We start from the raw sequence: 22,125 nt of genomic DNA on the forward strand, positions 1-22,125 counted from the left end.
GGTGGCGACCTCGACCAGATCGGGGGCGTGGTCGCCGCCGGCGAAAACGAACCACACCAGCACCAGGAGACACTGATGTCCCGCAGAAACGACCAGCTCGTGGTACCCGCTCCCGCCGTGCGTTTCGCCACGGAAGAGGCGCAGAACACCGTGCTCGGCGCCGTCTACCAGCAGTTCACCCAGGCGAAGAACACCGCTGAAGGCAAGGTGGAGCAGGCCCGGCAGAAGGCCGAGGAGATCGCCAAACGGCAGGAGGAGATCAACCACCTGCACGGCGAGATCGAACGGATCAATCTTCACATCAACGCCCTGGAGCGGGAGAACACCGAGGCTCACCGTGAGCGGGTCGCCGCGCTCTCTTTCGCCGACGGGCAGCGCGCCATCGCCAAGGGCGCCGGGGACACCCTCGCCCTGCTAGGCCATGCGGTCCACGAAGACCAGCTTGACTTCCTGCGCGCGGCGAACTGGGAGCGCGTGGAACAGCTCCACGACGCCCTTCCAGCAGAGAACCGGGACCCGGAGCTGTGAGCCGGTTACTGGCCCGCCACACGGGCCGCCACGTCCGCCGTCTCGACCTGCTCGGCCGTGGTTCCGCGTTCGGCTGGTCCGGCCTGGCAGGGGTCCTGCCTGCGGTCGAGCGGCTCACCCGCCGCCGTACCAAGCCTCTCGCACTGCTGCCTGTGAGCAGCGACCTGATCCCTTACCGACACCCCTACGAGGAGAGCCGATGAACGACCTCACTCCCGACGAGGTGGGCGAGCGCGCGACGATCGCCGCCTTCACGGCGGTCGTGCTCGCTGCTGTCACGCTCGCCACGCTGATCGTCTGGCTGATGAATCCCTCCTGGACCACCGTCTGGGTCCCCGTTCTCGCAGCGTCGGGGACCGCGGCTGCCTTCCTGGTTGCCGCTCGCCTTCGCCGTCACGCCAACATGGGAGGCACCGAATGAAGGCGTCCACCGTCGCTCACGTCATGACCGTTCTCGCGCTCGCCATTCTTGGCGTGACGTTCTGGCTGCTGCTCAACCTGGTGGTGGAGCCGTCCTGGCCCAACGCCGCCTTCCTCGTCGTAGGCGGGGCCGCGACTGGGTTCTTCGTCCGCTCCGCGCTGGCCTGGCGCCGTGCTGCTGCGAGAGGTGCCAAGTGAGCGCCCCGGCCGAGGTCACCGCTGAGGACGTGGCCGGCTGGGTCACCGAGTTCACCGGCGACATGGATGAGCACCTGGGCGGGGTCGTCACCGTCCGGCGACGCGGCAACACGCTGGCGATCGACGTCACGCCTGTCGATGACTCCCTCGGCTACGACAAGGCGAACGCCAAGCACTTCCGGGCGGTCGTCGTCGAGGGCGAGCAGGCACCGATCGTGCTGGAGTCGCCTGCCGAGCTGGGCATGGAGTGGCACGACGGCGGCGACATGCTGGCCCTCACCCGCGAAGGCATCACGATCTTCCCCGGCGGTGCCGACGAATGGGTGATCCCTTCGAAGCAGGCGCGGGAGATGGCTGCTCAGCTTGCCGCCATGGCCGACGCTCGCGAGGCCGCTCAGGCAGAGACGGACGACGACGGGACCTGCGGCGACTGCATGTCCGGCAAGTGCCACGGCACTGAGCCGGAGGAGTGCGGGTGCGCCCGCCACGACGTGAGCGTCGAGGCCGCTCAGGCAGAGAACGGCGGTGGAGCGTGAATCCGTCCGAGAACCTGCTGGGCACCGTCCGCCGCAAGCCCAACGGCCGCGTCCTCGCAGTCCTGTGGCCGTCCCCGCCACACCCTGCCCGGTGGATGACCACCGACACGTGGGGCTCGTGCGGCTACGAGAAGGACGAGGTCGTCGCCGACTGGCCTGTGGTTGGGGCGGTCCCTTTCAGCCCGGCTGCCGGGTTTCCCATGCCCGAACCCAAGCAGGGCGGTGAGGTTCAGTGAGCGAGCCACTGTCCGCCGCTCAACTCGCCGACATCAAGGCGAGGGTGGAGCGAGCCCACGTCGAGCTCGGGGCGGTGTGCGAACTGGGGCCCAGCAACCGCTTCAAGATGAGCATCCCCGCCGACTCGAAGCGGGACACCGACCTCATCATCTCCGCCGCGCTGTCGGGTGCTGAGGAGCTTCTCGCAGAGGTGGAGCGCCTCAACACGCTCGCCCGCGCTCAGGCGTTGATGATCTCCGAGGTCACTGCAGCCTGCATGTCAGCCGAAGCCAAACTCACAGGGCTCGCGGAGGTCCCCGCACACCTGGGTGAGGACGGCCGCCGGTTCGTGTACGTGGCGGACCTGTGGACCGTCCTCGGCGCCCCTGAGGCGGTGACCTCGTGAACGCCGTCGCTCCATACATCGCCGTCGGCCTGATCGTGCTGATGTCTGTCGGCTGGGTCCTGGTGGTGCACCGGCTGGAGTCCGCATCCATCGATCGCCTGCGCAGCGCGGAGCACCAGCACGGCATCGACAACGAGAACCGGCTGCGGGCCCACCTCGCCGAGGAAGCCGGCCGTTACGACCTGGACGAGATGGCCGCCCGCTGGCGCGCAGAGGACGAGCGGAGGGACGGCCATGGTTGAGCGCATCCTCGCTGTCATCGGCGTCCTGACGCTCTTCGCTGCAGCCGTCGCCGCCGCAACGGCCCTGCTCATGGCGATCAACGCACGCCTCGACCGCAGGCAGGAGACCCGCGCCGCAGTGGACGAGCGTCGCGCCTCCTTGGCTGCCTGGGATGCGGGGGAGCGGCCATGATCCTCAACCTCTTCGCCGGCCCAGGTGGCGTCGACCACGGCGCCCGGATCCTCGGCATGACCACGCCGATCCGCGGCTACGACATCGACGCCGACGCGTGCGCGACCGCCACGGCCGCAGGCTTCCAGCGGACGTTGGCCAGCGTCACCGATCTGGATCCCGAAGCGTTCCGCGGCGTCACTGTCGCAGTGCCTACGCCGCCGTGCCCTCCGTTCAGCCGGTCCGGCCTCGGCAAGGGCCTGGAGGACTTCCACGCCGTTCGCGCAGCGCTGACCCTGCTGGGCGACTTCTTCGCCGGCATGGTCTCCGCGGACGCCTACAAGCAAGCCCTCGACAACCTTCAGGACGAGCGTTCGGCGCTGGTCGTGGAGACGCTGCGGTTCGCCTTCCTCCTCCCGGACGTCCGCGTCGTGGTCGCCGAACAGGTGCCCGGGGCGGCGCCGCTGTGGATGGAGGTCGGCGCCGAGCTGGCCGCGGCCGCGGACTGGACGCACCTGGCCGTGGTCGACGTCGCCTCCGAAGACCTGGGTGTGGCGAGCCGTCGCACCCGCAGTTTCCTGATCGCCACCCGCGACTATGTGCCCGACCTGGTGGGTCTGCCGGTGCGGTCGTTGTGGAGCACCGGCCGGTTCGCTCCGCCCATGGCCGAGCTGCCTCCCACCGGCCACTACTTCCCGGCCACCACCATGGCGTTCGCCCTGCTCTGGCCGAAGGGAGAGATGGTCAACACCCGCGGGGCGCGCAAGACCAGCGGCGGCAATCTCTTCTCCGCCGACCAGCCCGCCTGGTGCCTCACGGAGAAGGCCCGCACCTGGTACCGAGTGAGTGATGGCCTCCGCCTGACCGGCGCCGAGGCGGGACTGCTGATGGGCTTCCCTAGGGACTATCCGTGGCAGGGCTCCCGCTCTAAGCGGTTCCTTCAAGCGGCCGACGCGGTCTCCCCGATCGTGGCCGCCGCGGTCCTGGGCGCGACGCTCGGCATCGACTGGGAGCCCGCGGTCCGCGAGCACCTGGCCGGCCTCTACCCGGCGGCCGAGCAGCCTCTGGCCGATGTCCAGCTTGATCTGTTCGCGGGGGTGGCGTGATGGCCTCCTGCTGTTGCCCAGCTCCCACCTTGGAGGCGGGTGAGAAGTCGTGAGCGGCCAGCGCATCATCACCTGTATCTGCTGCGGCACCTCTGGCCGGCACCGTGCCCGGAACCTGGTCGTCGCCTGCTACAAGCGGTACGAGCGCGCCCGGACTCTCGACCGGTTCTCTCGCATCCGCCAGCCCGCCGCAGCCTGGAAACCGACCGGCAAGCACGGCTCCACCATGCTGGAGCGCTACCAGCGCCTGGCCGCTGTCCGGCCGCCTCTCAAGGTCGCCACGATGGCGTTCGAGATGGGTGTGAGCGAGCGGCAGGTGTGGCGGTACGCGGCGGCTGCCCGTGCCGCTGCTGGCCTCGTACAGGACACCGCGGCTCCCGCCGCTCCCGCCTCGGATGTGGGTGAGTGCCATGACTAGCCGCCGACGCGCCGAATGCCGCTCCTGCGGCCGCGACTCTGCCCTTAACTCCGACGGCCTGGTCCAGCCTCACAAGGCCGACGGCGTCCGCTGCGACGGCTCCCACCGTCCGCCTGCGGGTGAGCCTCCGTGCGGGTTCTGGTGCGGCCGTACCGCAGGCCGTGTGTCCTGGCCTGAGCCCTACCAGCCCGGCCAGGCGCACGCCTCCACCTACGTCTGCTACGACCCGCAGCATCAGCGCGAGGCCGCCCAGTGGGTGAAGTCCATCACTGGCCACGAGGGCGTGTTCGTCAGCCGGGAGGCGGTGGCTCATGGTTGAGACGTGGGAACCGCATCTGACGATCGTCGCTGACGGACTAACAGTCGCCGACCTTGACCGGTTGGCCAGCGTGGCAGCGAGGAACGCCCGTGGATGGGGAGACGACCTGGACGAAGCAGTGGCCGTGGCCCGCTTGGCGATGCTGCAGGTGCTAGTCGCTGGTACCGAGTCGGGTCCGAATCTGCGGGGCGAGTTGATCGCCGCAGGGCTGAGGGCCATCAGCAGCGAATGGCAGAAGAGGCTGTCGCTGTATGGGTGTGCCGACTTCTACGCGTCCCGGCGCGGTGTGGCGTCGAGGCCGCGGTTCAACCAGTTCTGGTCGGACTACCTCGGCCGCGGCCCGGCAGGCCACGAAGACGCCGTCGTCGACAGGATCGCGCTGGCGCAGATTCTCCCCAGGCTGCGGGCCGAGCATCGGCAGGCTCTGACCACGCTGGCCGAGACGGGCTCCTATGCCGCCGCTGCAGATCTGCTCGGTGTCGCCTACCACACGCTGCTGACGCGGATCTCTCGCGGGCGCCGCCAGTTCCTCGCGTTGTGGCACGAGCACGAGCAGCCGTCCAGCCCCTGGGGAGTGGACAGGCGAGCAGGGAACGACGGCCAGCGGCGCTCCTCCGCCACCTCGTCACTGGCCAGCATCCTACGCCGTCGCCAGCAAGGGCAGCAGGCCCGGACCGTACGCACGGAGGTGGCTGATGCGTCGTGACCTGCTGGCTTTGACGCTCTCTGCTGCGGTCCCTTTGGAGATGGCTCGGCTTCGCACCGTCGACGACGACCGTCGCCAGCTTCACGTCTCATCGGTCTTGGAGCACTTCCGCTACCCGGTCAATCCGGTCGCCGCCCACGGCGACGACCTGCTGTACGGCGGACCGGGATGCGCGAGGAGATTCGCCGAACTGGCCACGGTATTGGCCTGCCTCGCGTGGACCCCAGGAGGAGTGACGTTCTGCGGCATGCACTTCTGTGCCGACCATCAGGCATGCGACGACTCTGCCGGGGATCCGCCTTTCTTCCACGAGTGCGGCCAGGAGTCTTCAGATGTGGTCGAACACGGCCGGGCGGCTCCCGCGGCTCCCGCCTCGGAGGTCTCCGATGACGCTTAAACCGCCGATCTCCTACTACGGGAGCAAGCAGACTCTCGCGGACCGGATTGTCGCCTTGCTGCCAGCCCATGAGCACTACGTGGAGCCTTTCGCCGGCAGCCTCGCGGTCTTGCTGGCCAAGCCCGTCTCCCGCATGGAGACAGTCAACGACCTCGACCAGGACCTGATGGTCTGGTGGCGGATGCTGCGAGACCAGCCGCGGGAGCTGGAGCGGGTCTGCGCGCTCACTCCGCACTCCCGCGCCGACTATGAACACGCACAGAATGCCGACCTCGGCTCGCTCCGCGACCTGGAACGCGCCCGGCTGGTGTGGGTCCGGCTTACCCAGGGCCGTGCCGGCACGATGAGGGATACGGGCTGGCGCCATTTCCAGACCTACGGCGGCTCCTCGTCCGGCATGCCGCGCTACTTGCAGGGCTACGTCTCCCGTTTCGCGCCGGTGGCCGCGCGCCTTCAGGGCGTCAGCCTGGAGTGCCGTCCCGCGCTGGACGTGATCGCCGCCTATGGACGCCACGCGGACGTCCTCCTCTACGCGGACCCGCCCTACCTGGCCAGCACCAGGGAGCGGAACTACCGGCACGAGATGGGCGCCGAGAAGGACCACCGCGAACTCGCTGACGCCCTCGCAGCCTGCAAGGCCGCGGTCGTCCTGTCCGGCTACCACAGCGAGCTGTACGACGCCCTGTACGACGGCTGGCACCGGGTAGAGCTCGACACCCACACCGGGCAAGCCGCCACCGACCAGGCCCGTACAGAGGTGCTGTGGTCCAACCGGCCGTTCCCCAACATCGCGCCGTCCCTGTTCGACGAGGAGATGTCCGATGCCTCTTGAGCCGTACTGGAGCGACGACACCGTGACGTTGTGGTTGGGCGACTGCCTCGACGTGCTGCGGGAGATGCCCGACGCCAGCGTTGACGCCATCTCCACGGACCCGCCCTACGAGATCCAGTTCATGTCGAGATCTTGGGATGCCTCCGGTATCGCGTTCGACCCGGTCGTGTGGCGGGAGTGCCTGCGTGTGCTCAAGCCCGGCGGCCACCTGGTGGCGTTCGGCGGCACCCGCACCTGGCACCGGGTAGCGGTCGCGATCGAAGACGCCGGATGGGAGATCCGCGACACGATCATGTGGATCTACGGGACCGGCTTCCCCAAGTCGCTTGACGTCTCCAAGGCTATCGATCGAACTCGCAACGACCAGGCCGACATCCTCATGGTTACCGCTTTCCTGAGGGCCGCGCGTGATGCTGCCAATTGGACCAATCGGCAGATCGACGAAGCCTTCGGATTCGCAGGGATGGCCGGGCATTGGACCGCGAAACCGAACCTGAAGACCGCCTATGTGCCGACATGGGAACAGTGGCTGCACCTCAAAATGCTCCTGAATTTCGACGGCTCCATGGACGCCGAGGTGTGGCGTCTCAACGGCCGTAAAGGCCAGCCAGGCGAGGCATGGCACGTGCGCGAGGTCGTTGGCACCCGCACAACTGGCATCGGTACCGGCAGGGGCAGCGTTGCCTACATCGGTGACAGCGATAGCCGGGACATCACCGCGCCTGCCAGCATCGAAGCCAAGCGTTGGGAAGGTTGGGGAACGGCTCTCAAGCCCGGCTGGGAGCCGATCGTCCTCGCCCGCAAGCCACTCGCCGGCACGGTCGCCTCCAACGTTCTCACGCACGGCACGGGAGCCCTCAACATCGCCGCTTGCCGCGTCGAGCCGACCGGAGAATCCCGCCCCCGCGTCGGTGAGGCGTCGCAGGAGACCCGCTACACCGACAGGGGCGGTACGGACTTCGCCCCGCTGCCGGGCGTTCGGGGCGGAGCCCCCGAGGGGCGCTGGCCGACAAATCTGATCTTCTCTCACAGTGCGAGTTGTGTTGAGGACGGCCCGTGTGATCAGGAGTCGTGCCCAGTCGCCGAACTCGACAGGCAAAGCGGAGTCACCACGTCCTCGGGAGGAGCTAGGGGCGGCCAGATCGGAGTCCACGCCACATTCGGCCAGTTTGCGCACACTGGTCCCCGCGCGAACGCTGGCGGGCTGGGTGATCGTGGCGGGGCCTCCAGGTTCTTCCCGACCTTCCGTTACGAGGCCAAGGCCCCAACATCTGAACGGCCCAAGCTTCCTGACGGTTCGGCATGGCCCACGGTGAAGCCGCTGGCGCTGATGCGCTGGCTGGCCCGCCTGGTGACTCCGCCTGGCGGCACCATTCTGGACCCGTTCGCTGGCACGGGCACGACAGCAGAGGCCGCCGTGCTTGAAGGGTTCCGCTGCATCCTGATCGACCAGGATCCGGTCGCCGCCGAGCTGGCCAAGACCCGCCTGTCCAAGCCGTTGCAGCCCTCTCTCGACCTGTTCTCGGAGGCCCCCGATGCGCTCTGACGGGAAGATGCCTGACCTGACACTCCCGGACGGCCTGCTGCTCGTCGCAGAGATCGTTGCGCAGGAGTTCGCCGGCCACGAGCAGCACGTCCTGGACGCCGCCGCGAAGGGTCTCCGATCGCGGGCCTGGGCGATCCTCACGTCCCGCGGCACCAACGACGACCCGCTGCCCAAGGCGATCCACGACCGACTCTCCGGCCTGCCTTCCCTGCACGTGGACAACCTGCCCACGCTCGCGGCCATGGCCGCTGTAGCCGCGCTGGAAGCCATCGCAGCAGAGCTGTCCGGAGCAGGTCGGAACGATCCGGAACACGCTGAAACGGAGGCGGACCGTGCGTGACTATCCTCACGGCACCCTGGGCCGGTATCTGAGCCGACGCTGCCGTTGTCAGCTGTGCCGGGGCGCGAAGGCTGCCTACTCTCGCCAGCGCAAGCGCCTGATCGCCTACGGGCGCTGGGAATCATACGTCGATGCCGCGGAGTGCCGGGCTCACGTCGAGTCGCTGCTCTCCTCCGGGATCACGCTGGGACGGGTGGCCGTCCTCGCCGGCATTTCGGTGAGCACTGTGAAGCGGCTCATGCACGGCATCCCGCGGAGCGGTGGCCAGCCTTCGGAGAAGGTCAAGGCCGAGACAGCTCGGGCCCTGCTGGCGGTGCAGGCGACGCTGGACGACCTGCCGGACACCGCGTGGATAGACGCCATCGGCACCCGCCGCCGGGCCCAGGCGCTGGCCGTCCTCGGCCACTCCTTCAAGGACCAGGCCGACGCGATCGGCAAGCACGCCACCAACTACCGGCGCCTGCTCTGCACGCCCACCGTGCTGGTCGGTACCGCCCGGCTCGTGCGGAGCCTCTACGACGCCTGGTCAATGACTCCTGCGCCCTCCAACTGGAAGACCGAACGCACCCGCCGGTGGGCCTCACAGCGAGGCTGGCTACCGCCACTGGCCTGGGACGACGACCTCATCGACCTCGCCCAGCCGGCACTGGAAGCCGCGCTCCGGGAACGGGTCGAGTCGATGCCGATGGAGGACCTGCAGCACGCCCACAACTCCCGCTACCGGCACGGCGACAAGACTCCGCTCACGTTGGAGGCGTCCCGCGAGTACAAGCGCCGACAGAAAGCCGCCGGCCGGGAGCTGGGGGAGGCGTCGTGAACGCGATGCAACTCCTCGTCAAGGAGAACGCCCGACTACGGGCCGCGCTGGAAGAGATCGCGTCCAGGACGGCCCAGCGTGACCTCAACCAGCTCACGCCGCTCTCGGGCATCGGCCGAACCCGTTCACTCAGAAGCTGCTCGCCGAGATCCACGCTGGGGAGGTGTCGTGAAGCTACGACGGGCATCACAGAGCGTTATTTTTCTCGATCCTCCTCCGAAGCCCCATGGACTACGAGGAGTTCCCTGACCCCGCGCATCCGCGTGATGCAGCACGGCGTCCTGTCGCCGGCTCTCCGGGAGCGGGTCGAGAGGTGGCTGGAGACCGGGTGAAACGAAGACCGTCGCAGCGCGACCCACCTGTTGACCGTTGCATTCCCCTCTGGAAGGCGAGACGACATGGCAATCAGCAAACGCCTCCGCGCAGAGATCCTCCGCCGTGACAACAGCACCTGTCAGAAGTGCGGTGCAAAGGCGCCGAAGGTTCCGCTGGTGATCGACCACGTCACGCCCGTGGCGCTGGGCGGATCGGATGAGCCGACCAACCTGCAGACCCTCTGTGAGCCCTGCAACTCGGGGAAGTCCGCGACGCCGCCGGACGCAGCAGTTGTCGCCCAGGTGGCTAAGGACGCGAACAGATGGTCCAAGGCGATGCTCGCTGCAGCCGACCGCATGCTTGCGGCGCACGGGGCACAGTCCGAGGTCTATCAGCAAATCGAACGATGGTGGCAAGACGCGCGCGGTGGCCGCTATGCATCGCTCCCCCCTGGCTGGGAGCGATCTATCGACAACTTCCTTGCCGCTGGTCTTCCAGTGCAGATCATTCGGGAGAGCGTCGAGATAGCTCTCTCTCGGCAGCGGAACGACCCGTGGAAGTACTTCTGCGCCGTTGCCTGGAGCAAGGTACGCGACCTTCAAGAGGCCGCCCGGTCACTGGTCGCCAAGGTTGGCGACGAAGACGAAGAGGACGAAGACTACGATCCGGATCTCGATCCGCAACTTGCACCCGGACGGGAGAGCCTCGCTGCCACGATCCTTGGCACCCTCGCTGAGAGCAGCGCGGATCTTGAGGCCCGCATCGAATGGGAGCGAACGTGGCTTGAGGACGCGGAGTCGGTTCCTCGAAGCAAACTGATCATAGAGGCTGCTCAGACGGCGGTCGGTCATGCGTCCTGGGACAGCTTTCGTCTGATGACGGCGGCTAAGCATCTTCTCGGGTTCCTGCCCAAGGACGAAGTTCGAGAGGCCCGTTCGGAGGCGATCGCCAAGATCGAGGAGCAGCGCGGACCCGGCGAGCCCGAGCGTGAGTCGCTCGTTGTCATCGAGACGGTTCGGCTCTTCCGTCTTCGGCGTGCGCTCACCTACCTGGAGGCCCTACCCGAAGAAGAGTTCGGGGAGTGGATGGCCTACGCATCAGCGTGGTACGGGCCTGCCAGCCCATGGCATCCCGAGGCGGAACTACCCGCCGAGGAGAACATCCTCTATGCGGCCAAGGTTGCTCGCCACATCAAGGAAGGCGGCTTCTACTGGCACATGTGCCTGGGCGCCGGCACCCGCATCCCTCGCTGCCCCCGGCGTGCGGCCTATCGCGTGTTCTTCAACGAACTCGGGTGCTGCAAGGCAGACAGCGAACAGCAAGACCACGTCCTCCACGGCTTCTGCCACCAACACCTGGAGGACTCCGTTGATCACGGTTGGGTCGCACCCAACGAGCGGCATCTCACTATCCGCGACTTTGAGGAACTGGACGACGCCTAAATGACCTGGTTCAAGGTGGACGACTCGCTCCACTCCCACCCGAAAGCGATGGCGGCCTCCCTGGCGGCACTCGGGCTGTGGGCTGTGGCTGGATCGTGGTCAAGCGACCATCTCACCGATGGTTTCGTGCCCGACCATATGATCCCGTCGCTGTCCCGAGGCTCGGACAAGCTGGTTGAGGACCTTGTCGCGGCCGGGCTGTGGAAGAGGGTGCGGGGCGGCTACCAGTTTCACCAGTGGAATGAAGACGGCGACGGAACGAAACGCAACCCCTCGAAAAAGGAGGTTGTGGATAACCGCTCCAAGCGCGCCGAGGCCGGTCGCAAAGGCGGTCTGGCCAGCGGAAAGAGCCGAAGCAAACGGCGAAGCAAGGACGAAGCAAACGCTTCGACATCCGTTCGCGAACCGTTGAACCCCCGTCCCGTCCCGTCCCGTCCCGAAGGGACGAGGACGGATACAGGTAGTCAGTCTTCTTCCCGCCGTAACGCGCCCGCGTGGGCGGAAGACGACGACTCCATTGATCTCGGCATCGTCGAGCTCCTAGCGGAGCTGACGGGCCAGCAGATCTCTGCCATCGATGCGACCGCGATCCGGCAGCGCATTCTCGGTTCTCGCGTAATCCGTACGAGCCGGGCTGCCTACGTAGAGACCGCGATCGTGAACGACCCGGGCAAGTTCCTGCCGGTCACCGATGACAATCCGGGTCACGAGACTGGCACGCCGAGATTGCGGTCGGTCTCTGAGTGGTGCGGCCATTGCGACAGCGACGACTACAGGTGGCTTCAGCTCCCTGATGGCCGCTGGGACAAATGCCCTGCGTGCAACCCCGATGCGGAAGACCCGTTCGGCTCCAAGGAGGTGTCATGACAGACCTCGAAGGTTCCGCAGACCATGCGCTCTATCGGTTCTTCAATGCCGACGGCGGATTGTTGTACATCGGAATCTCCGTCAATCCGCCCCAGCGCTTTCGTCGCCACAAGGGCGATCAGCCTTGGTGGTGTGAGGTCACACAGATCACCATCGAGCGGTTCGGTAGCCGACCCGACGTGCTGGCCGCGGAGAAGCAGGCCATCGAGTCGGAGCATCCGCTCTACAACCTGATCCACAACTCGGGCGAACCGTTAACCAAGTCCGCCAAGCAGGGGCGTTGGGACTACCTCGGGCGCCTCGTCATCAGCCTCGACCCGGCTTGGCAGGCCGTGTCAGCGGCTCACCCCGAGCTGATCATGCTGGAGCAGTGGGTCAAGTACATCGGCGAGACCTACAGGCAGTGGACGTCCTACGCACCCGAGTACGGCGAAGCCGACCACGAGTACGTTTGCGCAAACGAGCTATGGCAGGGGACCGGGAACGCTCGCCGACTCCTCGGTGACCGCCTGTCCATCCCCGCCTTCATCGGTGCCGTTGCGGGAGCAGACGCCGGCAAACCCATCTGGGCTGGCGGCCTGAGCCAATGCCCTTCAGAGATCAGGGTCTTATCGCACGGCTTCATCCGCACATGGGTCGACCAAGGCTGGGACGCGCCTGACGAACTGAAGACGGACGTGGTTCACGAGACCGTCGCCAGGCGAATGCTCGCCCTGATGCCGCAGTGTCGCGACTGCTGCTGTCCGAAGGCCGAGTGACATGACCAAAACGCGCCTATCGATCGATCGGAGGACCGCATGACCAGCACCAACACCGCGAAGCCACATCTCGTCGCCGCCGTGAACGAACTCGGCGCACTGGCCTGCGCGGTCCGGCCCGACTGGACCGTCACCGAAGTCACCGGCGCCCTCGTCGACGCCCGAACGGTCGGCATGACCTGGGCACAGACGATCGTCGGCATGGCCCGGCTGATCGTGGACCTGCAGGCGCGGCCCGGTGAACTCGTCCCGACGCGTACAGAACCGCCGAGGTCCGCGCGCCGGACTGCCGTGCTGGAGAGCCACGCCAGCGAACTCCAGGCTGCGCGCGACGCCTGCGCGGCCGGCACAGCCAAGCTCAAGGCCGCCGAGCAGGTGAGCGAGTCGTGAGCGACCCCACCGACGCTGTCGTCGATCGGCTGGAGATCGAGCGCCTTCGCGGCTCACGAGACGAGACGCCCGCGGACCCGTTGGGCGACCTGATCGCGACCCTGGCTCGCCTGCTGGCCAACCCCGGGCCACCAGACCACAAGATCCCCGAGGAGCAGCGATGAGCCGCGGTTGGCCATCCCGCGTGGAGTGGGCTGCCGCTGCCGAGCACGCGGTTCGGACGGCCTGCTACCCGATGGAGCGTGTCCCTGAGGGCGCCGAGCACTACCTGACCTCGGACGAGGTCGGGGAGATGGACCGCCTGTACGTGGAGTTGTCCAAGGCGGTCCGGGCGCCGCTCACGGCGGAGATCAAGAGGCTTCAAGGTGTGCTTCCGTGGCCGCCGCCGGCCAAGCCGATCGATCGGTCCCGCTGGTATGACGCGCTCACTCCGGCCTGCCAGGCCGCCTGGCAGAAACTCCAGGAGCTGCGCAACGCCCGCCTGGAGATCGGGCGCCGCGCCAACGGCCACACCCACAAGCTGATCACCTGGCTGCGTTCGCCACTCGACTACAGCGTCCTGTCGCCGGCCGCGGCGCCGTTCGTGCCCGACCAGGAAGCGCTCGGCCGTCTCGCCGATCTGGAAGCGAAGTATGCCCGCCTCCGGCAGCAGGCAGCTGACGACGCCTTGGCCGCAGCCATCCAGCGAGAGATCGCCAAGCGGAACTCGGACGAGGGCTGGGCCAAGGAGTTGGAGCACCGGGCCCGCATCGACGGCAATCACGTGACCGCTCCCTCCCTACCTCAAGGAGACACCCCGAATGTCTGACAAGACCAAGATCGAGTGGTCGGATGCGACCTGGAATCCAGTCACTGGCTGCACGAAGATCAGCCCTGGATGCGATCACTGCTACGCCGAGGGCATCGCCCGTCGATTCGCTGGCGGCAAGGCATTCCCGAACGGCTTCGACGTGACCTTGCAGCCGAAGCGGCTCGACCAGCCTCTCCGCTGGCGCGAGCCTCGCCGGATCTTCGTCAACAGCATGTCCGACCTCTTCCACGAGGACGTGCCGGACGAGTACATCGCCCAGGTGTGGACGGTCATGGCGAAGACGCCTCAGCACACCTACCAGATCTTGACCAAGCGGCACGCGCGGATGCGATCTGTGGTCCGCCGCATCGCGTGGAGGCTGCCCACCACCGAAGGGCGTTCTCAGGGAGTGCGCGGTTCGGTCGCCTACGTCCAGAACAGCGAGCTGCTCAACGAGCACCTGGGCGCTCCCGAGGTGCTGCCGAACGTGTGGTTGGGCGTCTCGGTCGAGAACCAGCAGTGGGCGGAGACTCGGATCCCGGCTCTGCTGGAGACGCCGGCGGCGGTGAGGTTCATCTCGGCGGAGCCGCTGCTCGGCCCCGTGAACCTGCGCCGTCTTCAGGTACGGGGCCGGGTGATCGACTGTCTCGGCGGGGACGTCGTCGATCCGAGCGACGGCGCTGTCCTGTACGGCACGCCGAGCGTCCTCGACTGGGTGATCGTCGGCGGCGAGTCCGGACCGGGCGCCCGACCAATGCACCCGGATTGGGCCCGCGGTCTCCGCAACCAGTGCCAGGGCTATGCCGCCTTTCACTTTAAGCAGCACGGCGAATGGGAGCCGCTCGGTCCGCTGTACGGCGATGTCAGCGACGACGAAGAAGCGGACGACGCCCGCATGGAAGCGGTCGGCCTGGAGGTGGTCGAGGGCAAGCAGGTCATCCAGCTCGAACGGGATGGCTACATCGCCGAGGGCCACCAGCCTGCCGATTCCCGAACGTGGCTGATGGCCAAGGTCGGCAAGAAGCGCGCCGGCCGCGAGCTCGATGGGCGGACCTGGGACCAGTTCCCTGACACCAAGCCGCAGGAGGTGGCCCTCCATGGTTGAGATCACGCCCGGCGAGGCCAGGACCGTGGCTGTGGATTTCGACGGTGTGATCCACGCGTACAGTCGCGGCTGGCATGACGGCAGCATCTACGACGATGCGATCCCCGGCGCCCTGGACGGAGTGCGCGCGCTGATGGCGCACTTCAGCGTGTTCATCCACACGAGCAGGACCGCCGGGCATGTCGCTGAGTGGCTCATCGAGCACGGCATCCAGGCGGTGACGCACAGCCAGGCCGAAGCCGCCGGCGAGCCTGTCCAGTTCTGGACGGAGCGCGGTCTGGTGCTCGTCAGCAACCGCAAGCTGCCAGCGATTGTGTATCTGGATGACAGGGCGGTCCGGTTCACGTCGTGGGCCGCCGCGCTGGCCGTGTTGCTGCCGGAGGTGGCTGATCATGGGTGACAAGCCGCTCATGATCGTCCCTCTGCCGGTGGACGCCACCTTGTTCTGCGCCCTGGTCAACGCCGCGTGCGCCCACGCCGAGCAGCTCGGCCACGTCCTCACCACCGCAGACATGCGTAACGAGGAGACCGTCTGGGGAACCGCCGTCACCTTCCGTATGCCCGAGGAGGCACCGAATGCCTGAGTCCACGTACGACAGCACCGCCGACACCCTGAAGCACTCGCTCCGGGTGGGCGCCCTGATGGGCGAGGCGATCAAGGAACTGGTGGATCGGTCGGTCCGCCACGACCTGTCGAAGACCGAACCGCCCGAGCTGGAGATCTTCAACGAGTTCACGCCCAGACTCAAGAGCTCCACGTACGGCAGCGACGAGTACAAGGGCTTCCTGGAGGCGATGGGCCCGGCGCTCCAGCACCACTATCAGGCAAATCGGCATCACCCTGAACGGTTCGGCGAGCGAGGCATCAACGGGATGACCCTCGTGGACCTGATCGAGATGCTCGCCGACTGGAAGGCCGCGACCGAACGCCATGACGACGGAGATCTGGCCAAGAGCCTGCAGCTCCAGAAGGAGCGGTTCGGCATCTCCGACCAGCTCGCCGAGATCCTGCGAAACACGGCCGAGCACTTCGGGTGGGTCCAGTCCGAGGGGGCGGACCGCCGTGGCTGACGCCTCGAAGTGCCCCCACTGCGACCCCATCCACGCCTCTCGCCTCCTGGCTGGAGAAGGCGGCGAAGTTCTTCGACGAGCAGGTCATCTCTGATCAGCCGGAGTGCCCTCGCTGCGACGAGGGCCACGACCACGGCACGTGGCTGATCCACGACGGCGGCTGCGGAGACGTGATCGACGGCCCGGACGACTGCCAGTGCTTCGCAGGCGCGCTGGCTGTGGCTCGGGTCATCAACGGAACCGAGGCGGCTGATCATGGGTGATCTTGCCGACGCGCTGTCGGACCTGGATCCCGTACGCCCGCTGGAGCGACACCCCGCGCTCCCTCCGGACCGGACCCCGTACAGGGCGTATCGGAGCAACAGCACTAGGGAGCGGGGAGTGCTCGACGACCTGGCCGCCCTGACCGCCAGCCGCACTGCTTGGGGCGCGGCCAGCAACCTGTTCAACCCGATCAACGAAGGAGATCACTCATGAACGCCCAAAACTGGATCAAGAGCAGCAGGTGCAATGGCCAGACCGCCTGCGTCGAGTTCGCCTTCCTGGCGGACGGCAACGTCGCTCTCCGGGACAGCAAGGAGCAGGACGGACCGGTGCTGGCGTACTCGCCCGCCGAATGGGAGGCGTTCGTCCTCGGCGTGAAGGCCGGCGAGTTCGACACCGACAAGCTGACCGTGGATGCCGCCACCGAGCCCGGAGAGCCCGTCTCGCGCCTTTAGGGGCGTCCCGGGTCCACGGATAGCAACCCGTCCGAGTTCGTGTCACAGGGGCAACTACGGCCCCTCGGCTCGAAGACCAGTTTGATCTTCGAGCATGAGTCAGCAGATCCACATCGAGATTCGAGTGAGGAATCGAACAGCAATGACCTACTTCACCAACAACCTCACCGCCGAAGAGGAGCGCCTACGCGCCCTCGGCCCGGACCGCGTCCTCATCGCCGAGTTCGCCGGCGACCGGCCCGAGATCGTCTGCCTGTGCGGATCCACCCGCTTCCCCGATGCATTTCGGGAAGCGACCCTCCGAGAGACGCTGGCCGGGCGGATCGTGGTGTCGATCGGCTGCAACATGCGCACAGACACCGAGGTCTTCGGTGCCATGTCCGAGACGGACCTGCGAGAGGTCAAGATCCGGCTCGATGAGCTGCACAAGCGCAAGATCGACCTGGCGGATCGGGTCCAGGTGCTCAATGTGGGCGGCTACGTAGGAGACAGCACCCGCTCGGAGATCGAGTACGCCTGCTCGCTTGGCAAGCCGGTCAGCTACCTCGAACCAGCCGCTGAGCAGGGTGACGAGGTAGCCCGATGAGCGACCTCACCAAGTGGCCCCGCCTGCTCGTGGTGGGCGAGACGGTCACGCGAGAGCAGGCCAACGAGATCCTGATCCGGACCGACGGCCTGAGCCCTTGCATCAACGACCGGGCGTGGGCGCGGACCGTCAAGGACCTGGCCACCGAGTTCGGTCGTCCGCCCGCCTACGACTACAGCCGGATGGGCGAGGAGCCCGGCTCGCGGCGGGAACACTACGAGGCCGACCAGGCATGGCGCGCTCGGATGGGCTTGCTGGACCTGCACTACCTGGGCAACTCTCGCATCGCGTCGTCGTGGCTGGGCGGCCCGCATGGCTGGTGCGACTGGACCGGCACGATCAGCTGCTCCAACTACAACATCGGCAAATGGCCATCCGCGGAGGAAGTCAACGAGGACTGGACGACCATCGCGAAGGCTTTCCCGTACCTGAGCCTGCACGCCCAACTCATCACTGACGAAGGCGAGGGCGAAGTCGCGGCCACATGGGCGATCAAAGACGGCCAGGCTGCGCTGGTCGAGCCTGTCGAACGGATAGCCGAGGTCCGCGACGACGTGGAGCCCATGGTGTTCGGGCTGCTCTACAGCGCCGGCCGAGAGCGCGGCGTGTCGATCAACCGGCTCCGCGAAGCGCTCACCCAGGTCGCCGCCCAGCAGTCTAGGGAGGCGTCGTGAAGGTCGTCTGGTCCTACGTCAAGGTCAACAAGCGCGGTGGTCCCCTCGATGACGTCGAGACCAAGGACCTGGTCGATGTCGAAGCGCCACGCAACCGGCGGGAGCGTCGTGCCGTTGAGGCGTGGAAACGCAAGCAGGCTCGCGCCCAGCGGTCTGGGAAGGCGTCCCGATGACCGAGATCCCCCAGTTCCAGATCATGCGCCGCTTCCGGCTGGTCCGAGACCATGACCCGACCGGCATCAGCGACACCGGCGTGGTCGCGGAAGGCGTCGTGGTCAGCGACGGCTGGGCCGTCACGCACTGGCTGGACCGGCCGCCGATGCACGAGCCGACCATGACCACGTGGCTCTATCGGGGCCATCACGGGATCGAGAAGGTCCACGGTCACGGCGGAGCGACACGCATCGCGTGGCTCGACATTCCGATGCCACCAGCCCCGGACTACGCCTCTGTCTGGCAGGAGCTTCGCGGCTACGTCATGCAGGCGATCGACGGCGGCGGAGCCATCGACCCGGCCAGCCTGTTGCGGTATCTCGACGAGCTCAAGAGCCATGCGCACGCGTCCGGCCGCCAATGGTTCAAGGACATCCTCGCAGGCCGCGAAGCAGGGGAGGCGTCGTGACCTCTGTCTCTCACCGTGAGGTGACCCAGGTCTGGGAGGAGTACTCCATCCCACTCCCCGCCGTGTGGGGCGACCTGAAGGACCTGGTGATCCTAGCCGGTAGAGCGCTCGGCGACGAGGAATCCACGTGGGACGACGCCGCCCAGGTGGTCGCCACCGACGAAGAGCTGATTGTCCGCTGGGAGAAGCCGGAGGTGTCCCGGTGAGCGATCCGACCGACTACCGTCCCCGCCCCTACCTGCGGCACGGCAACAAGAACCCGCAGAACCTGTACCTGGTCCAGGTGGCGCTTGTGGATGGCACCGTGACCACGACGGAGACGTTCTACGCGGTGGCCATGAGCCCGGAGTTCGCGGCCGATCTTGTCGCCGCGTACAACGCCAGGGAGTCCGGGTGACGGGCTACTCGGAAGCGGACTCCGGACGTTCAGGGAGCTTGGCCCCAGGATCTCCGACGTACCAGCGGACGAAGGCGCGCAGCACCTTGGACATGTCGGCCTCGGGGTCGTCGCTCCTCTCGACGGCTTCGCCGAAGCGTTTCCACAGGTCGTCGGTTGTGCGGAAGCGCCTGAGGCCGCCGGGGCCCTTCTCTGCCATTGGTGTGTCCTCTCTGTGGCTACAAAAAGTCTCTCACAGGGCTTGTAGTGTGGCTACAATGTAGCTACATTAGAGGCATCAGCAAGAGCGAGCCGGGGAGCGGTGATGGCGATGGGCAACTGGTGGATCGTGATGCTCCCGGGCGAGGACGCCAGTCTCAGCGAGATGTACGGGCCGTTCCGCTCCGAGGACACCGCCCAGGCCGTCGCCGACAAGTGGAACCGCGACGCCAGCCCCGGCGACCAGGCCCAGATCATGCCGATCCTGCCCGCCCGCGAGATCGCCAATGCGACCCGACTCTGATCAAGGAGATGTGATCACGCTCATGGCCACCGAGACCCGCACCGAGTACGCCATCCAGATCAGCCATCTCCGCCACGGCAAGCGCGAGACGGTCATCGAGACCTTCCCGGGCCGCGAGACCGACAAGGCGTTCGTCGAGGGACAGGTTCTGGCTGAACGCGCATGGCAGGAGAGCGTGGACGTGTCCCCGGACGCTCGACTCGTCTCCCGCACCGTGACCGTCAGCGAGTGGTACGCGATCTGACCCCTCTGGCCCGGCTCTCCCTGCCGGGCCCACATCCCAACCCGCTCCCCCTGATCTTGAGGAGACGTGATGACAGAGACCGCGTACGCGGAGCAGGTGATGACCGTCATCAAGCGCTTCCCCAGCGGCGCCCGCACCGTACGAATCGCCGACGGCGTCGAGATCGGGATCGACCACAAGGTCCGCATCTACTGGGCCACCCCGCAGGGTTGGGACTGGGTCATCGCCCCCGGCAACCCCTTCATCCAGCAGAACCACATCCGCGTCCTGGGCGACTCCACCGGCTGGCCGTCCACCTGGGACACCGAATTCGTCTGGACCGGACCCATCTAGGAGAACCCGTGAGCAACCTGCACCCCGAAGACCTCGCCGAACTCGCCTGGCGCGACGACAGCGACGACCGGCCGGCCGAAGAGGACCCCAACCTCGACATCGAACCCGAACTCACTGATCACCCGGCGACCGGAGAGGCCCCCTTCTGAAATGTGCGTTTCCTGCGGCCTGCTCGCCGCCGGCGAGATTGACCTGGTCACCGCTGACGTGTGTGACGACGACGAGTGCGGCATCCCGTACGTGCCCGCCGAGCCCACCTACGAGGACTGACCGTGTGGTCACCGCCGCCCGACGCAGACGCCGCCATCCGGGAGCACCTGGTCTACCCGGCGGAGATCGCCCGCAGGACCGGTGTGACCCGCGGAGCGGTCGGCAACTGGATGGCTCGTTACCCAACCCTCGCCGGGCTGGCGATCGTGGAGCTCTGGCACGGGGGAGCGGTGTTCTGGTGGCCGCAGGTAGCTGCGGAACTGGAGCGACTCGGGCTTCCTGACCACCGGTACGGCAAGCGTAAGCCGCGTGACGCCTGACCTTCCTGGCCGGCTCCCCGCCGGTCCTTTACGTCCCAAATCCCCGACTGAGGAGGTGATACCGATGGTCAAGACCTACTGGGGTGACCGATTCGGCCAGCCGCTGCCGTTCAAGGAGCGCGCCGGCGACGCTAAGCCGGACTGGAGGCCGAAGCCTCTGCCAGCCAAGGTTGAGCTACCCCCATTGCCGGAGAAGGCCGACCCGGATAGTGGCCGAAAGCGGTGCCGATGTGGGCGCCCCGGCTGCACGTCCTGCCCCGAGGAGCGCTGACATGGACAAGCCGCCCACGAACAGGTGGAAGGTCACCGTCGGCTCCGAGGTGCCGAAGTCCTTCCGCAGCGAGAACAAGGCGTACGCGTTCGTCCGCGAGCAGCTCCCGCACGGCCACCGGATCGTGGTCAACCAGTGGGAGAACGGCCGGTGGCTGCTGTACGAGGTGTTCGAGGCCACCGCGCCCGACGACAGCGAAGGCGCAGCAGAGCGCCGCATCGCGGACAACTGAGGAGGGCTAGCGGTGGACCTGAGCACCATGACCAGCGGCGCGCTCATCCTCGCGATCGACGGCCACGACGAGAGCTCCTGCGGCTGCGAGTGCTGCGCCGAGTGGAACCGTCGCACCGCCGAGGAGGGCTGCTGACCGATGGCACCCGATGACTTCACCCAGGACCTTCTGCGCCGCTGCTTATGGGCACTGGAGCACAACCACGGGCGCCCCAAGGGCGTCTGGTCGACCGGTGAGCAGGTCGCCGTTGCGCTCGTCCTCGGCGACATGGCCACCCTGGCCGAGCACGGCTACACCGTGAGGCAGGCGTGGCAGCGGACACGCTACGAGCTGCCCAAGCCCGCGCCGGCGATGACCGCCTGGCTGCAAGACGTACGCGACAAGCTCGCCGATCTTCAAGGGGACTCCGGCCGGTGAGCGTGGTCCGGATCCGGCCGGCTGTCGATTTCTTGGCAGCCCTCCTGCCGGGTCGTAAGCGACCGTGGCACTCACCCACCCACCGTGAAAGGACGGCCCGGTGAAGGCCCACAGAATCATCCCGGGAGTGGTCTACGGCTACCAGCACGAGCCTGGAGACGTCGCGCCGGTCGTGTTCCTCGCCCCGCTCGACGCCGGCCACCTCTACCAGGAGGCGTCGTACTCGCAGCGCCATCATATTGGGCGAGCGTTCGTCCAATGTGAGCCCGGCCGGCGCGTTGGTCGCGGGCGCGGCTATCCGGCAGTGAGGTCGGATGGAGGCGTGCCGGCGGACGCGCTGACGCGGGTCACGCTCGCCGAGTTCGAGAGCGCGGACTCCACGGAGCTCGGTGTCGGAGGCCAAACGGTCACCTTGACAGTGATCACCTCGGTCGCGGCGGTCGTCACCTGGACCGAAAAGGTGAACGCCGCCTACGAGCAGCGCTGGCACGACGAACAGACACGCCTTGCCGTACTCCACGAGGAGAGTTCGGACGCCCGCGCCCAAGCCCTGGCCCTGGTCGAGGCGCTCGCCGCGCGAGGCATCACCGCGAGCGTGGATAACGCCCACCGCCCGACCGGGCTGCTGATAGCGCTGAACGACGTAGGAACGTTGCTCGCTGAATCGCCTGAGGAGGGGTGA

The 22,125-nt window shown here is 67.2% G+C and carries 45 protein-coding genes; 44 read left to right on the top strand and 1 reads right to left on the bottom strand.

Annotated elements, in window-relative coordinates; all coding sequences use genetic code 11:
- Window positions 1-75 precede the first annotated feature (75 nt).
- The 35 genes from FVE25_RS42165 to FVE25_RS42340 all read left to right on the top strand — a co-directional run bounded on the left by FVE25_RS42165 (window position 76) and on the right by FVE25_RS42340 (window position 18,914).
- Window positions 76-528 (top strand): hypothetical protein, encoded by a 453-nt coding sequence (locus FVE25_RS42165; RefSeq protein WP_157253123.1) that lies wholly within the window; start codon window positions 76-78, stop codon window positions 526-528.
- Window positions 525-731, top strand: coding sequence for a hypothetical protein (locus FVE25_RS42170; protein WP_157253124.1), 207 nt, complete (start codon window positions 525-527; stop codon window positions 729-731). The genes FVE25_RS42165 and FVE25_RS42170 overlap by 4 nt, the downstream gene beginning before the upstream one ends.
- Window positions 728-949, top strand: a complete 222-nt coding sequence (locus tag FVE25_RS42175) for a hypothetical protein (RefSeq protein ID WP_157253125.1) — start codon at window positions 728-730, stop codon at window positions 947-949. Before FVE25_RS42170 ends, FVE25_RS42175 begins: the two co-directional genes overlap by 4 nt.
- Window positions 946-1,146 carry a hypothetical protein gene (locus FVE25_RS42180; RefSeq protein WP_157253126.1) on the top strand — a complete coding sequence of 67 codons (201 nt, stop codon included), beginning with the start codon at window positions 946-948 and terminating at the stop codon, window positions 1,144-1,146. The genes FVE25_RS42175 and FVE25_RS42180 overlap by 4 nt, the downstream gene beginning before the upstream one ends.
- On the top strand, window positions 1,143-1,682 hold the full coding sequence (locus FVE25_RS42185) for a hypothetical protein (protein WP_157253127.1): 540 nt from the start codon (window positions 1,143-1,145) through the stop codon (window positions 1,680-1,682). Before FVE25_RS42180 ends, FVE25_RS42185 begins: the two co-directional genes overlap by 4 nt.
- Window positions 1,679-1,918, top strand: a complete 240-nt coding sequence (locus tag FVE25_RS42190; protein WP_157253128.1) for a hypothetical protein — start codon at window positions 1,679-1,681, stop codon at window positions 1,916-1,918. Before FVE25_RS42185 ends, FVE25_RS42190 begins: the two co-directional genes overlap by 4 nt.
- A complete protein-coding gene (locus tag FVE25_RS42195; RefSeq protein ID WP_157253129.1) occupies window positions 1,915-2,304 on the top strand; it encodes a hypothetical protein in 390 nt (129 codons plus the stop codon). Before FVE25_RS42190 ends, FVE25_RS42195 begins: the two co-directional genes overlap by 4 nt.
- A complete protein-coding gene (locus FVE25_RS42200) occupies window positions 2,301-2,546 on the top strand; it encodes a hypothetical protein (RefSeq protein ID WP_157253130.1) in 246 nt (81 codons plus the stop codon). Before FVE25_RS42195 ends, FVE25_RS42200 begins: the two co-directional genes overlap by 4 nt.
- Window positions 2,539-2,718: a hypothetical protein gene (locus tag FVE25_RS42205; protein WP_157253131.1), complete on the top strand. Its 180-nt coding sequence runs from the start codon at window positions 2,539-2,541 to the stop codon at window positions 2,716-2,718. The genes FVE25_RS42200 and FVE25_RS42205 overlap by 8 nt, the downstream gene beginning before the upstream one ends.
- Entirely contained in the window at window positions 2,715-3,803 is a 1,089-nt protein-coding gene (locus tag FVE25_RS42210) for a DNA cytosine methyltransferase (protein ID WP_157253132.1), read from the top strand. Before FVE25_RS42205 ends, FVE25_RS42210 begins: the two co-directional genes overlap by 4 nt.
- A gap of 49 nt (window positions 3,804-3,852) precedes the next feature.
- Window positions 3,853-4,221, top strand: coding sequence for a hypothetical protein (locus tag FVE25_RS42215; RefSeq protein WP_157253133.1), 369 nt, complete (start codon window positions 3,853-3,855; stop codon window positions 4,219-4,221).
- A 163-nt stretch (window positions 4,222-4,384) separates the two neighbouring features.
- On the top strand, window positions 4,385-4,540 hold the full coding sequence (locus tag FVE25_RS42220; RefSeq protein WP_157253134.1) for a hypothetical protein: 156 nt from the start codon (window positions 4,385-4,387) through the stop codon (window positions 4,538-4,540).
- On the top strand, window positions 4,533-5,246 hold the full coding sequence (locus tag FVE25_RS42225; protein WP_157253135.1) for a hypothetical protein: 714 nt from the start codon (window positions 4,533-4,535) through the stop codon (window positions 5,244-5,246). The genes FVE25_RS42220 and FVE25_RS42225 overlap by 8 nt, the downstream gene beginning before the upstream one ends.
- Window positions 5,236-5,643: a hypothetical protein gene (locus tag FVE25_RS42230; RefSeq protein WP_157253136.1), complete on the top strand. Its 408-nt coding sequence runs from the start codon at window positions 5,236-5,238 to the stop codon at window positions 5,641-5,643. Before FVE25_RS42225 ends, FVE25_RS42230 begins: the two co-directional genes overlap by 11 nt.
- On the top strand, window positions 5,633-6,475 hold the full coding sequence (locus FVE25_RS42235; protein ID WP_157253137.1) for a DNA adenine methylase: 843 nt from the start codon (window positions 5,633-5,635) through the stop codon (window positions 6,473-6,475). Before FVE25_RS42230 ends, FVE25_RS42235 begins: the two co-directional genes overlap by 11 nt.
- The gene (locus FVE25_RS54655) at window positions 6,465-8,021 is read left to right on the top strand and encodes a DNA methyltransferase (RefSeq protein WP_219825901.1); all 1,557 of its coding nucleotides are present in this window, start codon (window positions 6,465-6,467) and stop codon (window positions 8,019-8,021) included. The genes FVE25_RS42235 and FVE25_RS54655 overlap by 11 nt, the downstream gene beginning before the upstream one ends.
- A gap of 7 nt (window positions 8,022-8,028) precedes the next feature.
- Window positions 8,029-8,361: a hypothetical protein gene (locus FVE25_RS42250; protein ID WP_157253138.1), complete on the top strand. Its 333-nt coding sequence runs from the start codon at window positions 8,029-8,031 to the stop codon at window positions 8,359-8,361.
- Entirely contained in the window at window positions 8,354-9,178 is an 825-nt protein-coding gene (locus tag FVE25_RS42255; protein WP_157253139.1) for a helix-turn-helix domain-containing protein, read from the top strand. The genes FVE25_RS42250 and FVE25_RS42255 overlap by 8 nt, the downstream gene beginning before the upstream one ends.
- Window positions 9,179-9,576: 398 nt before the next feature.
- Window positions 9,577-10,935 (top strand): HNH endonuclease, encoded by a 1,359-nt coding sequence (locus FVE25_RS42260; RefSeq protein WP_157253140.1) that lies wholly within the window; start codon window positions 9,577-9,579, stop codon window positions 10,933-10,935.
- Window positions 10,936-11,802, top strand: a complete 867-nt coding sequence (locus FVE25_RS42265; protein WP_157253141.1) for a hypothetical protein — start codon at window positions 10,936-10,938, stop codon at window positions 11,800-11,802.
- Window positions 11,799-12,560 (top strand): GIY-YIG nuclease family protein, encoded by a 762-nt coding sequence (locus tag FVE25_RS42270; protein ID WP_157253142.1) that lies wholly within the window; start codon window positions 11,799-11,801, stop codon window positions 12,558-12,560. The genes FVE25_RS42265 and FVE25_RS42270 overlap by 4 nt, the downstream gene beginning before the upstream one ends.
- A gap of 39 nt (window positions 12,561-12,599) precedes the next feature.
- The gene (locus tag FVE25_RS42275; protein WP_157253143.1) at window positions 12,600-12,950 is read left to right on the top strand and encodes a hypothetical protein; all 351 of its coding nucleotides are present in this window, start codon (window positions 12,600-12,602) and stop codon (window positions 12,948-12,950) included.
- Window positions 12,947-13,114 (top strand): hypothetical protein, encoded by a 168-nt coding sequence (locus FVE25_RS42280; RefSeq protein WP_157253144.1) that lies wholly within the window; start codon window positions 12,947-12,949, stop codon window positions 13,112-13,114. The genes FVE25_RS42275 and FVE25_RS42280 overlap by 4 nt, the downstream gene beginning before the upstream one ends.
- Entirely contained in the window at window positions 13,111-13,758 is a 648-nt protein-coding gene (locus tag FVE25_RS42285; RefSeq protein WP_157253145.1) for a hypothetical protein, read from the top strand. The genes FVE25_RS42280 and FVE25_RS42285 overlap by 4 nt, the downstream gene beginning before the upstream one ends.
- The gene (locus FVE25_RS42290) at window positions 13,751-14,845 is read left to right on the top strand and encodes a DUF5131 family protein (protein WP_157253146.1); all 1,095 of its coding nucleotides are present in this window, start codon (window positions 13,751-13,753) and stop codon (window positions 14,843-14,845) included. Before FVE25_RS42285 ends, FVE25_RS42290 begins: the two co-directional genes overlap by 8 nt.
- Window positions 14,838-15,245 carry a hypothetical protein gene (locus FVE25_RS42295; RefSeq protein ID WP_157253147.1) on the top strand — a complete coding sequence of 136 codons (408 nt, stop codon included), beginning with the start codon at window positions 14,838-14,840 and terminating at the stop codon, window positions 15,243-15,245. Before FVE25_RS42290 ends, FVE25_RS42295 begins: the two co-directional genes overlap by 8 nt.
- On the top strand, window positions 15,238-15,429 hold the full coding sequence (locus FVE25_RS42300) for a hypothetical protein (RefSeq protein WP_157253148.1): 192 nt from the start codon (window positions 15,238-15,240) through the stop codon (window positions 15,427-15,429). The genes FVE25_RS42295 and FVE25_RS42300 overlap by 8 nt, the downstream gene beginning before the upstream one ends.
- Window positions 15,422-15,916, top strand: a complete 495-nt coding sequence (locus FVE25_RS42305) for a DUF5662 family protein (RefSeq protein WP_157253149.1) — start codon at window positions 15,422-15,424, stop codon at window positions 15,914-15,916. Before FVE25_RS42300 ends, FVE25_RS42305 begins: the two co-directional genes overlap by 8 nt.
- A gap of 473 nt (window positions 15,917-16,389) precedes the next feature.
- Complete coding sequence (locus tag FVE25_RS42310) at window positions 16,390-16,635, top strand: DUF397 domain-containing protein (RefSeq protein WP_157253150.1); 246 nt, start codon at window positions 16,390-16,392, stop codon at window positions 16,633-16,635.
- Window positions 16,636-16,729: 94 nt separating this feature from the next.
- Entirely contained in the window at window positions 16,730-17,221 is a 492-nt protein-coding gene (locus FVE25_RS42315) for a hypothetical protein (RefSeq protein ID WP_246268305.1), read from the top strand.
- Window positions 17,218-17,895, top strand: a complete 678-nt coding sequence (locus FVE25_RS42320) for a hypothetical protein (RefSeq protein WP_157253151.1) — start codon at window positions 17,218-17,220, stop codon at window positions 17,893-17,895. Before FVE25_RS42315 ends, FVE25_RS42320 begins: the two co-directional genes overlap by 4 nt.
- Complete coding sequence (locus tag FVE25_RS42325) at window positions 17,892-18,068, top strand: hypothetical protein (protein WP_157253152.1); 177 nt, start codon at window positions 17,892-17,894, stop codon at window positions 18,066-18,068. The genes FVE25_RS42320 and FVE25_RS42325 overlap by 4 nt, the downstream gene beginning before the upstream one ends.
- Complete coding sequence (locus FVE25_RS54075; protein WP_181019890.1) at window positions 18,065-18,517, top strand: hypothetical protein; 453 nt, start codon at window positions 18,065-18,067, stop codon at window positions 18,515-18,517. The genes FVE25_RS42325 and FVE25_RS54075 overlap by 4 nt, the downstream gene beginning before the upstream one ends.
- Window positions 18,514-18,723, top strand: a complete 210-nt coding sequence (locus tag FVE25_RS42335; protein WP_157253153.1) for a hypothetical protein — start codon at window positions 18,514-18,516, stop codon at window positions 18,721-18,723. The genes FVE25_RS54075 and FVE25_RS42335 overlap by 4 nt, the downstream gene beginning before the upstream one ends.
- Window positions 18,720-18,914, top strand: a complete 195-nt coding sequence (locus tag FVE25_RS42340) for a hypothetical protein (RefSeq protein ID WP_157253154.1) — start codon at window positions 18,720-18,722, stop codon at window positions 18,912-18,914. Before FVE25_RS42335 ends, FVE25_RS42340 begins: the two co-directional genes overlap by 4 nt.
- Window positions 18,915-18,918: 4 nt before the next feature.
- Here the strand turns inward: FVE25_RS42340 and FVE25_RS42345 are convergent, their stop codons facing one another.
- Window positions 18,919-19,113, bottom strand: a complete 195-nt coding sequence (locus FVE25_RS42345; protein ID WP_157253155.1) for a hypothetical protein — start codon at window positions 19,111-19,113, stop codon at window positions 18,919-18,921.
- 105 nt (window positions 19,114-19,218) lie between these two features.
- Between FVE25_RS42345 and FVE25_RS42350 the strand changes: the two genes are divergently transcribed.
- From FVE25_RS42350 to FVE25_RS42385, 9 genes are all read left to right on the top strand, one after another.
- Window positions 19,219-19,416, top strand: coding sequence for a hypothetical protein (locus FVE25_RS42350; protein ID WP_157253156.1), 198 nt, complete (start codon window positions 19,219-19,221; stop codon window positions 19,414-19,416).
- 10 nt (window positions 19,417-19,426) lie between these two features.
- Window positions 19,427-19,660 carry a hypothetical protein gene (locus FVE25_RS42355; RefSeq protein ID WP_157253157.1) on the top strand — a complete coding sequence of 78 codons (234 nt, stop codon included), beginning with the start codon at window positions 19,427-19,429 and terminating at the stop codon, window positions 19,658-19,660.
- Between the two features lie 69 nt (window positions 19,661-19,729).
- A complete protein-coding gene (locus FVE25_RS42360) occupies window positions 19,730-19,993 on the top strand; it encodes a hypothetical protein (protein WP_157253158.1) in 264 nt (87 codons plus the stop codon).
- Window positions 19,994-20,001: 8 nt separating this feature from the next.
- Entirely contained in the window at window positions 20,002-20,142 is a 141-nt protein-coding gene (locus tag FVE25_RS42365) for a hypothetical protein (protein WP_157253159.1), read from the top strand.
- A 123-nt stretch (window positions 20,143-20,265) separates the two neighbouring features.
- Entirely contained in the window at window positions 20,266-20,523 is a 258-nt protein-coding gene (locus FVE25_RS42370; RefSeq protein WP_157253160.1) for a hypothetical protein, read from the top strand.
- A gap of 272 nt (window positions 20,524-20,795) precedes the next feature.
- Complete coding sequence (locus FVE25_RS42375; RefSeq protein WP_157253161.1) at window positions 20,796-21,026, top strand: hypothetical protein; 231 nt, start codon at window positions 20,796-20,798, stop codon at window positions 21,024-21,026.
- A gap of 12 nt (window positions 21,027-21,038) precedes the next feature.
- A complete protein-coding gene (locus FVE25_RS56570) occupies window positions 21,039-21,161 on the top strand; it encodes a hypothetical protein (RefSeq protein WP_281367964.1) in 123 nt (40 codons plus the stop codon).
- Between the two features lie 3 nt (window positions 21,162-21,164).
- Window positions 21,165-21,443 (top strand): hypothetical protein, encoded by a 279-nt coding sequence (locus tag FVE25_RS42380; RefSeq protein ID WP_157253162.1) that lies wholly within the window; start codon window positions 21,165-21,167, stop codon window positions 21,441-21,443.
- A gap of 100 nt (window positions 21,444-21,543) precedes the next feature.
- Window positions 21,544-22,125 (top strand): hypothetical protein, encoded by a 582-nt coding sequence (locus tag FVE25_RS42385; protein ID WP_157253163.1) that lies wholly within the window; start codon window positions 21,544-21,546, stop codon window positions 22,123-22,125.

It is taken from the genome of Nonomuraea typhae (genome assembly GCF_009760925.1).
GTDB classification, from domain to species: Bacteria; Actinomycetota; Actinomycetes; order Streptosporangiales; family Streptosporangiaceae; genus Nonomuraea; species Nonomuraea typhae.

Excerpts from the sequence above, each read along its gene's own strand:
- FVE25_RS42360 (WP_157253158.1), top strand. The coding sequence starts at position 19,730 with ATGACAGAGACCGCGTACGCGGAGCAGGTGATGACCGTCATCAAGCGC.
- FVE25_RS42295 (WP_157253147.1), top strand. The coding sequence starts at position 14,838 with ATGGTTGAGATCACGCCCGGCGAGGCCAGGACCGTGGCTGTGGATTTC.
- FVE25_RS42265 (WP_157253141.1), top strand. The coding sequence starts at position 10,936 with ATGACCTGGTTCAAGGTGGACGACTCGCTCCACTCCCACCCGAAAGCG.
- FVE25_RS42180 (WP_157253126.1), top strand. The coding sequence starts at position 946 with ATGAAGGCGTCCACCGTCGCTCACGTCATGACCGTTCTCGCGCTCGCC.
- FVE25_RS42285 (WP_157253145.1), top strand. The coding sequence starts at position 13,111 with ATGAGCCGCGGTTGGCCATCCCGCGTGGAGTGGGCTGCCGCTGCCGAG.
- FVE25_RS42305 (WP_157253149.1), top strand. The coding sequence starts at position 15,422 with ATGCCTGAGTCCACGTACGACAGCACCGCCGACACCCTGAAGCACTCG.
- FVE25_RS42250 (WP_157253138.1), top strand. The coding sequence starts at position 8,029 with ATGCCTGACCTGACACTCCCGGACGGCCTGCTGCTCGTCGCAGAGATC.
- FVE25_RS42380 (WP_157253162.1), top strand. The coding sequence starts at position 21,165 with ATGGCACCCGATGACTTCACCCAGGACCTTCTGCGCCGCTGCTTATGG.
- FVE25_RS42320 (WP_157253151.1), top strand. The coding sequence starts at position 17,218 with ATGAGCGACCTCACCAAGTGGCCCCGCCTGCTCGTGGTGGGCGAGACG.
- FVE25_RS42175 (WP_157253125.1), top strand. The coding sequence starts at position 728 with ATGAACGACCTCACTCCCGACGAGGTGGGCGAGCGCGCGACGATCGCC.
- FVE25_RS42165 (WP_157253123.1), top strand. The coding sequence starts at position 76 with ATGTCCCGCAGAAACGACCAGCTCGTGGTACCCGCTCCCGCCGTGCGT.
- FVE25_RS42225 (WP_157253135.1), top strand. The coding sequence starts at position 4,533 with ATGGTTGAGACGTGGGAACCGCATCTGACGATCGTCGCTGACGGACTA.
- FVE25_RS54655 (WP_219825901.1), top strand. The coding sequence starts at position 6,465 with ATGCCTCTTGAGCCGTACTGGAGCGACGACACCGTGACGTTGTGGTTG.
- FVE25_RS42235 (WP_157253137.1), top strand. The coding sequence starts at position 5,633 with ATGACGCTTAAACCGCCGATCTCCTACTACGGGAGCAAGCAGACTCTC.
- FVE25_RS42260 (WP_157253140.1), top strand. The coding sequence starts at position 9,577 with ATGGCAATCAGCAAACGCCTCCGCGCAGAGATCCTCCGCCGTGACAAC.
- FVE25_RS42270 (WP_157253142.1), top strand. The coding sequence starts at position 11,799 with ATGACAGACCTCGAAGGTTCCGCAGACCATGCGCTCTATCGGTTCTTC.
- FVE25_RS42345 (WP_157253155.1), bottom strand. The coding sequence starts at position 19,113 with ATGGCAGAGAAGGGCCCCGGCGGCCTCAGGCGCTTCCGCACAACCGAC.
- FVE25_RS42300 (WP_157253148.1), top strand. The coding sequence starts at position 15,238 with ATGGGTGACAAGCCGCTCATGATCGTCCCTCTGCCGGTGGACGCCACC.
- FVE25_RS42205 (WP_157253131.1), top strand. The coding sequence starts at position 2,539 with ATGGTTGAGCGCATCCTCGCTGTCATCGGCGTCCTGACGCTCTTCGCT.
- FVE25_RS42210 (WP_157253132.1), top strand. The coding sequence starts at position 2,715 with ATGATCCTCAACCTCTTCGCCGGCCCAGGTGGCGTCGACCACGGCGCC.
- FVE25_RS42310 (WP_157253150.1), top strand. The coding sequence starts at position 16,390 with ATGAACGCCCAAAACTGGATCAAGAGCAGCAGGTGCAATGGCCAGACC.
- FVE25_RS42350 (WP_157253156.1), top strand. The coding sequence starts at position 19,219 with ATGGCGATGGGCAACTGGTGGATCGTGATGCTCCCGGGCGAGGACGCC.
- FVE25_RS42315 (WP_246268305.1), top strand. The coding sequence starts at position 16,730 with ATGAGTCAGCAGATCCACATCGAGATTCGAGTGAGGAATCGAACAGCA.
- FVE25_RS54075 (WP_181019890.1), top strand. The coding sequence starts at position 18,065 with ATGACCGAGATCCCCCAGTTCCAGATCATGCGCCGCTTCCGGCTGGTC.
- FVE25_RS42375 (WP_157253161.1), top strand. The coding sequence starts at position 20,796 with ATGGACAAGCCGCCCACGAACAGGTGGAAGGTCACCGTCGGCTCCGAG.
- FVE25_RS42290 (WP_157253146.1), top strand. The coding sequence starts at position 13,751 with ATGTCTGACAAGACCAAGATCGAGTGGTCGGATGCGACCTGGAATCCA.
- FVE25_RS42275 (WP_157253143.1), top strand. The coding sequence starts at position 12,600 with ATGACCAGCACCAACACCGCGAAGCCACATCTCGTCGCCGCCGTGAAC.
- FVE25_RS42230 (WP_157253136.1), top strand. The coding sequence starts at position 5,236 with ATGCGTCGTGACCTGCTGGCTTTGACGCTCTCTGCTGCGGTCCCTTTG.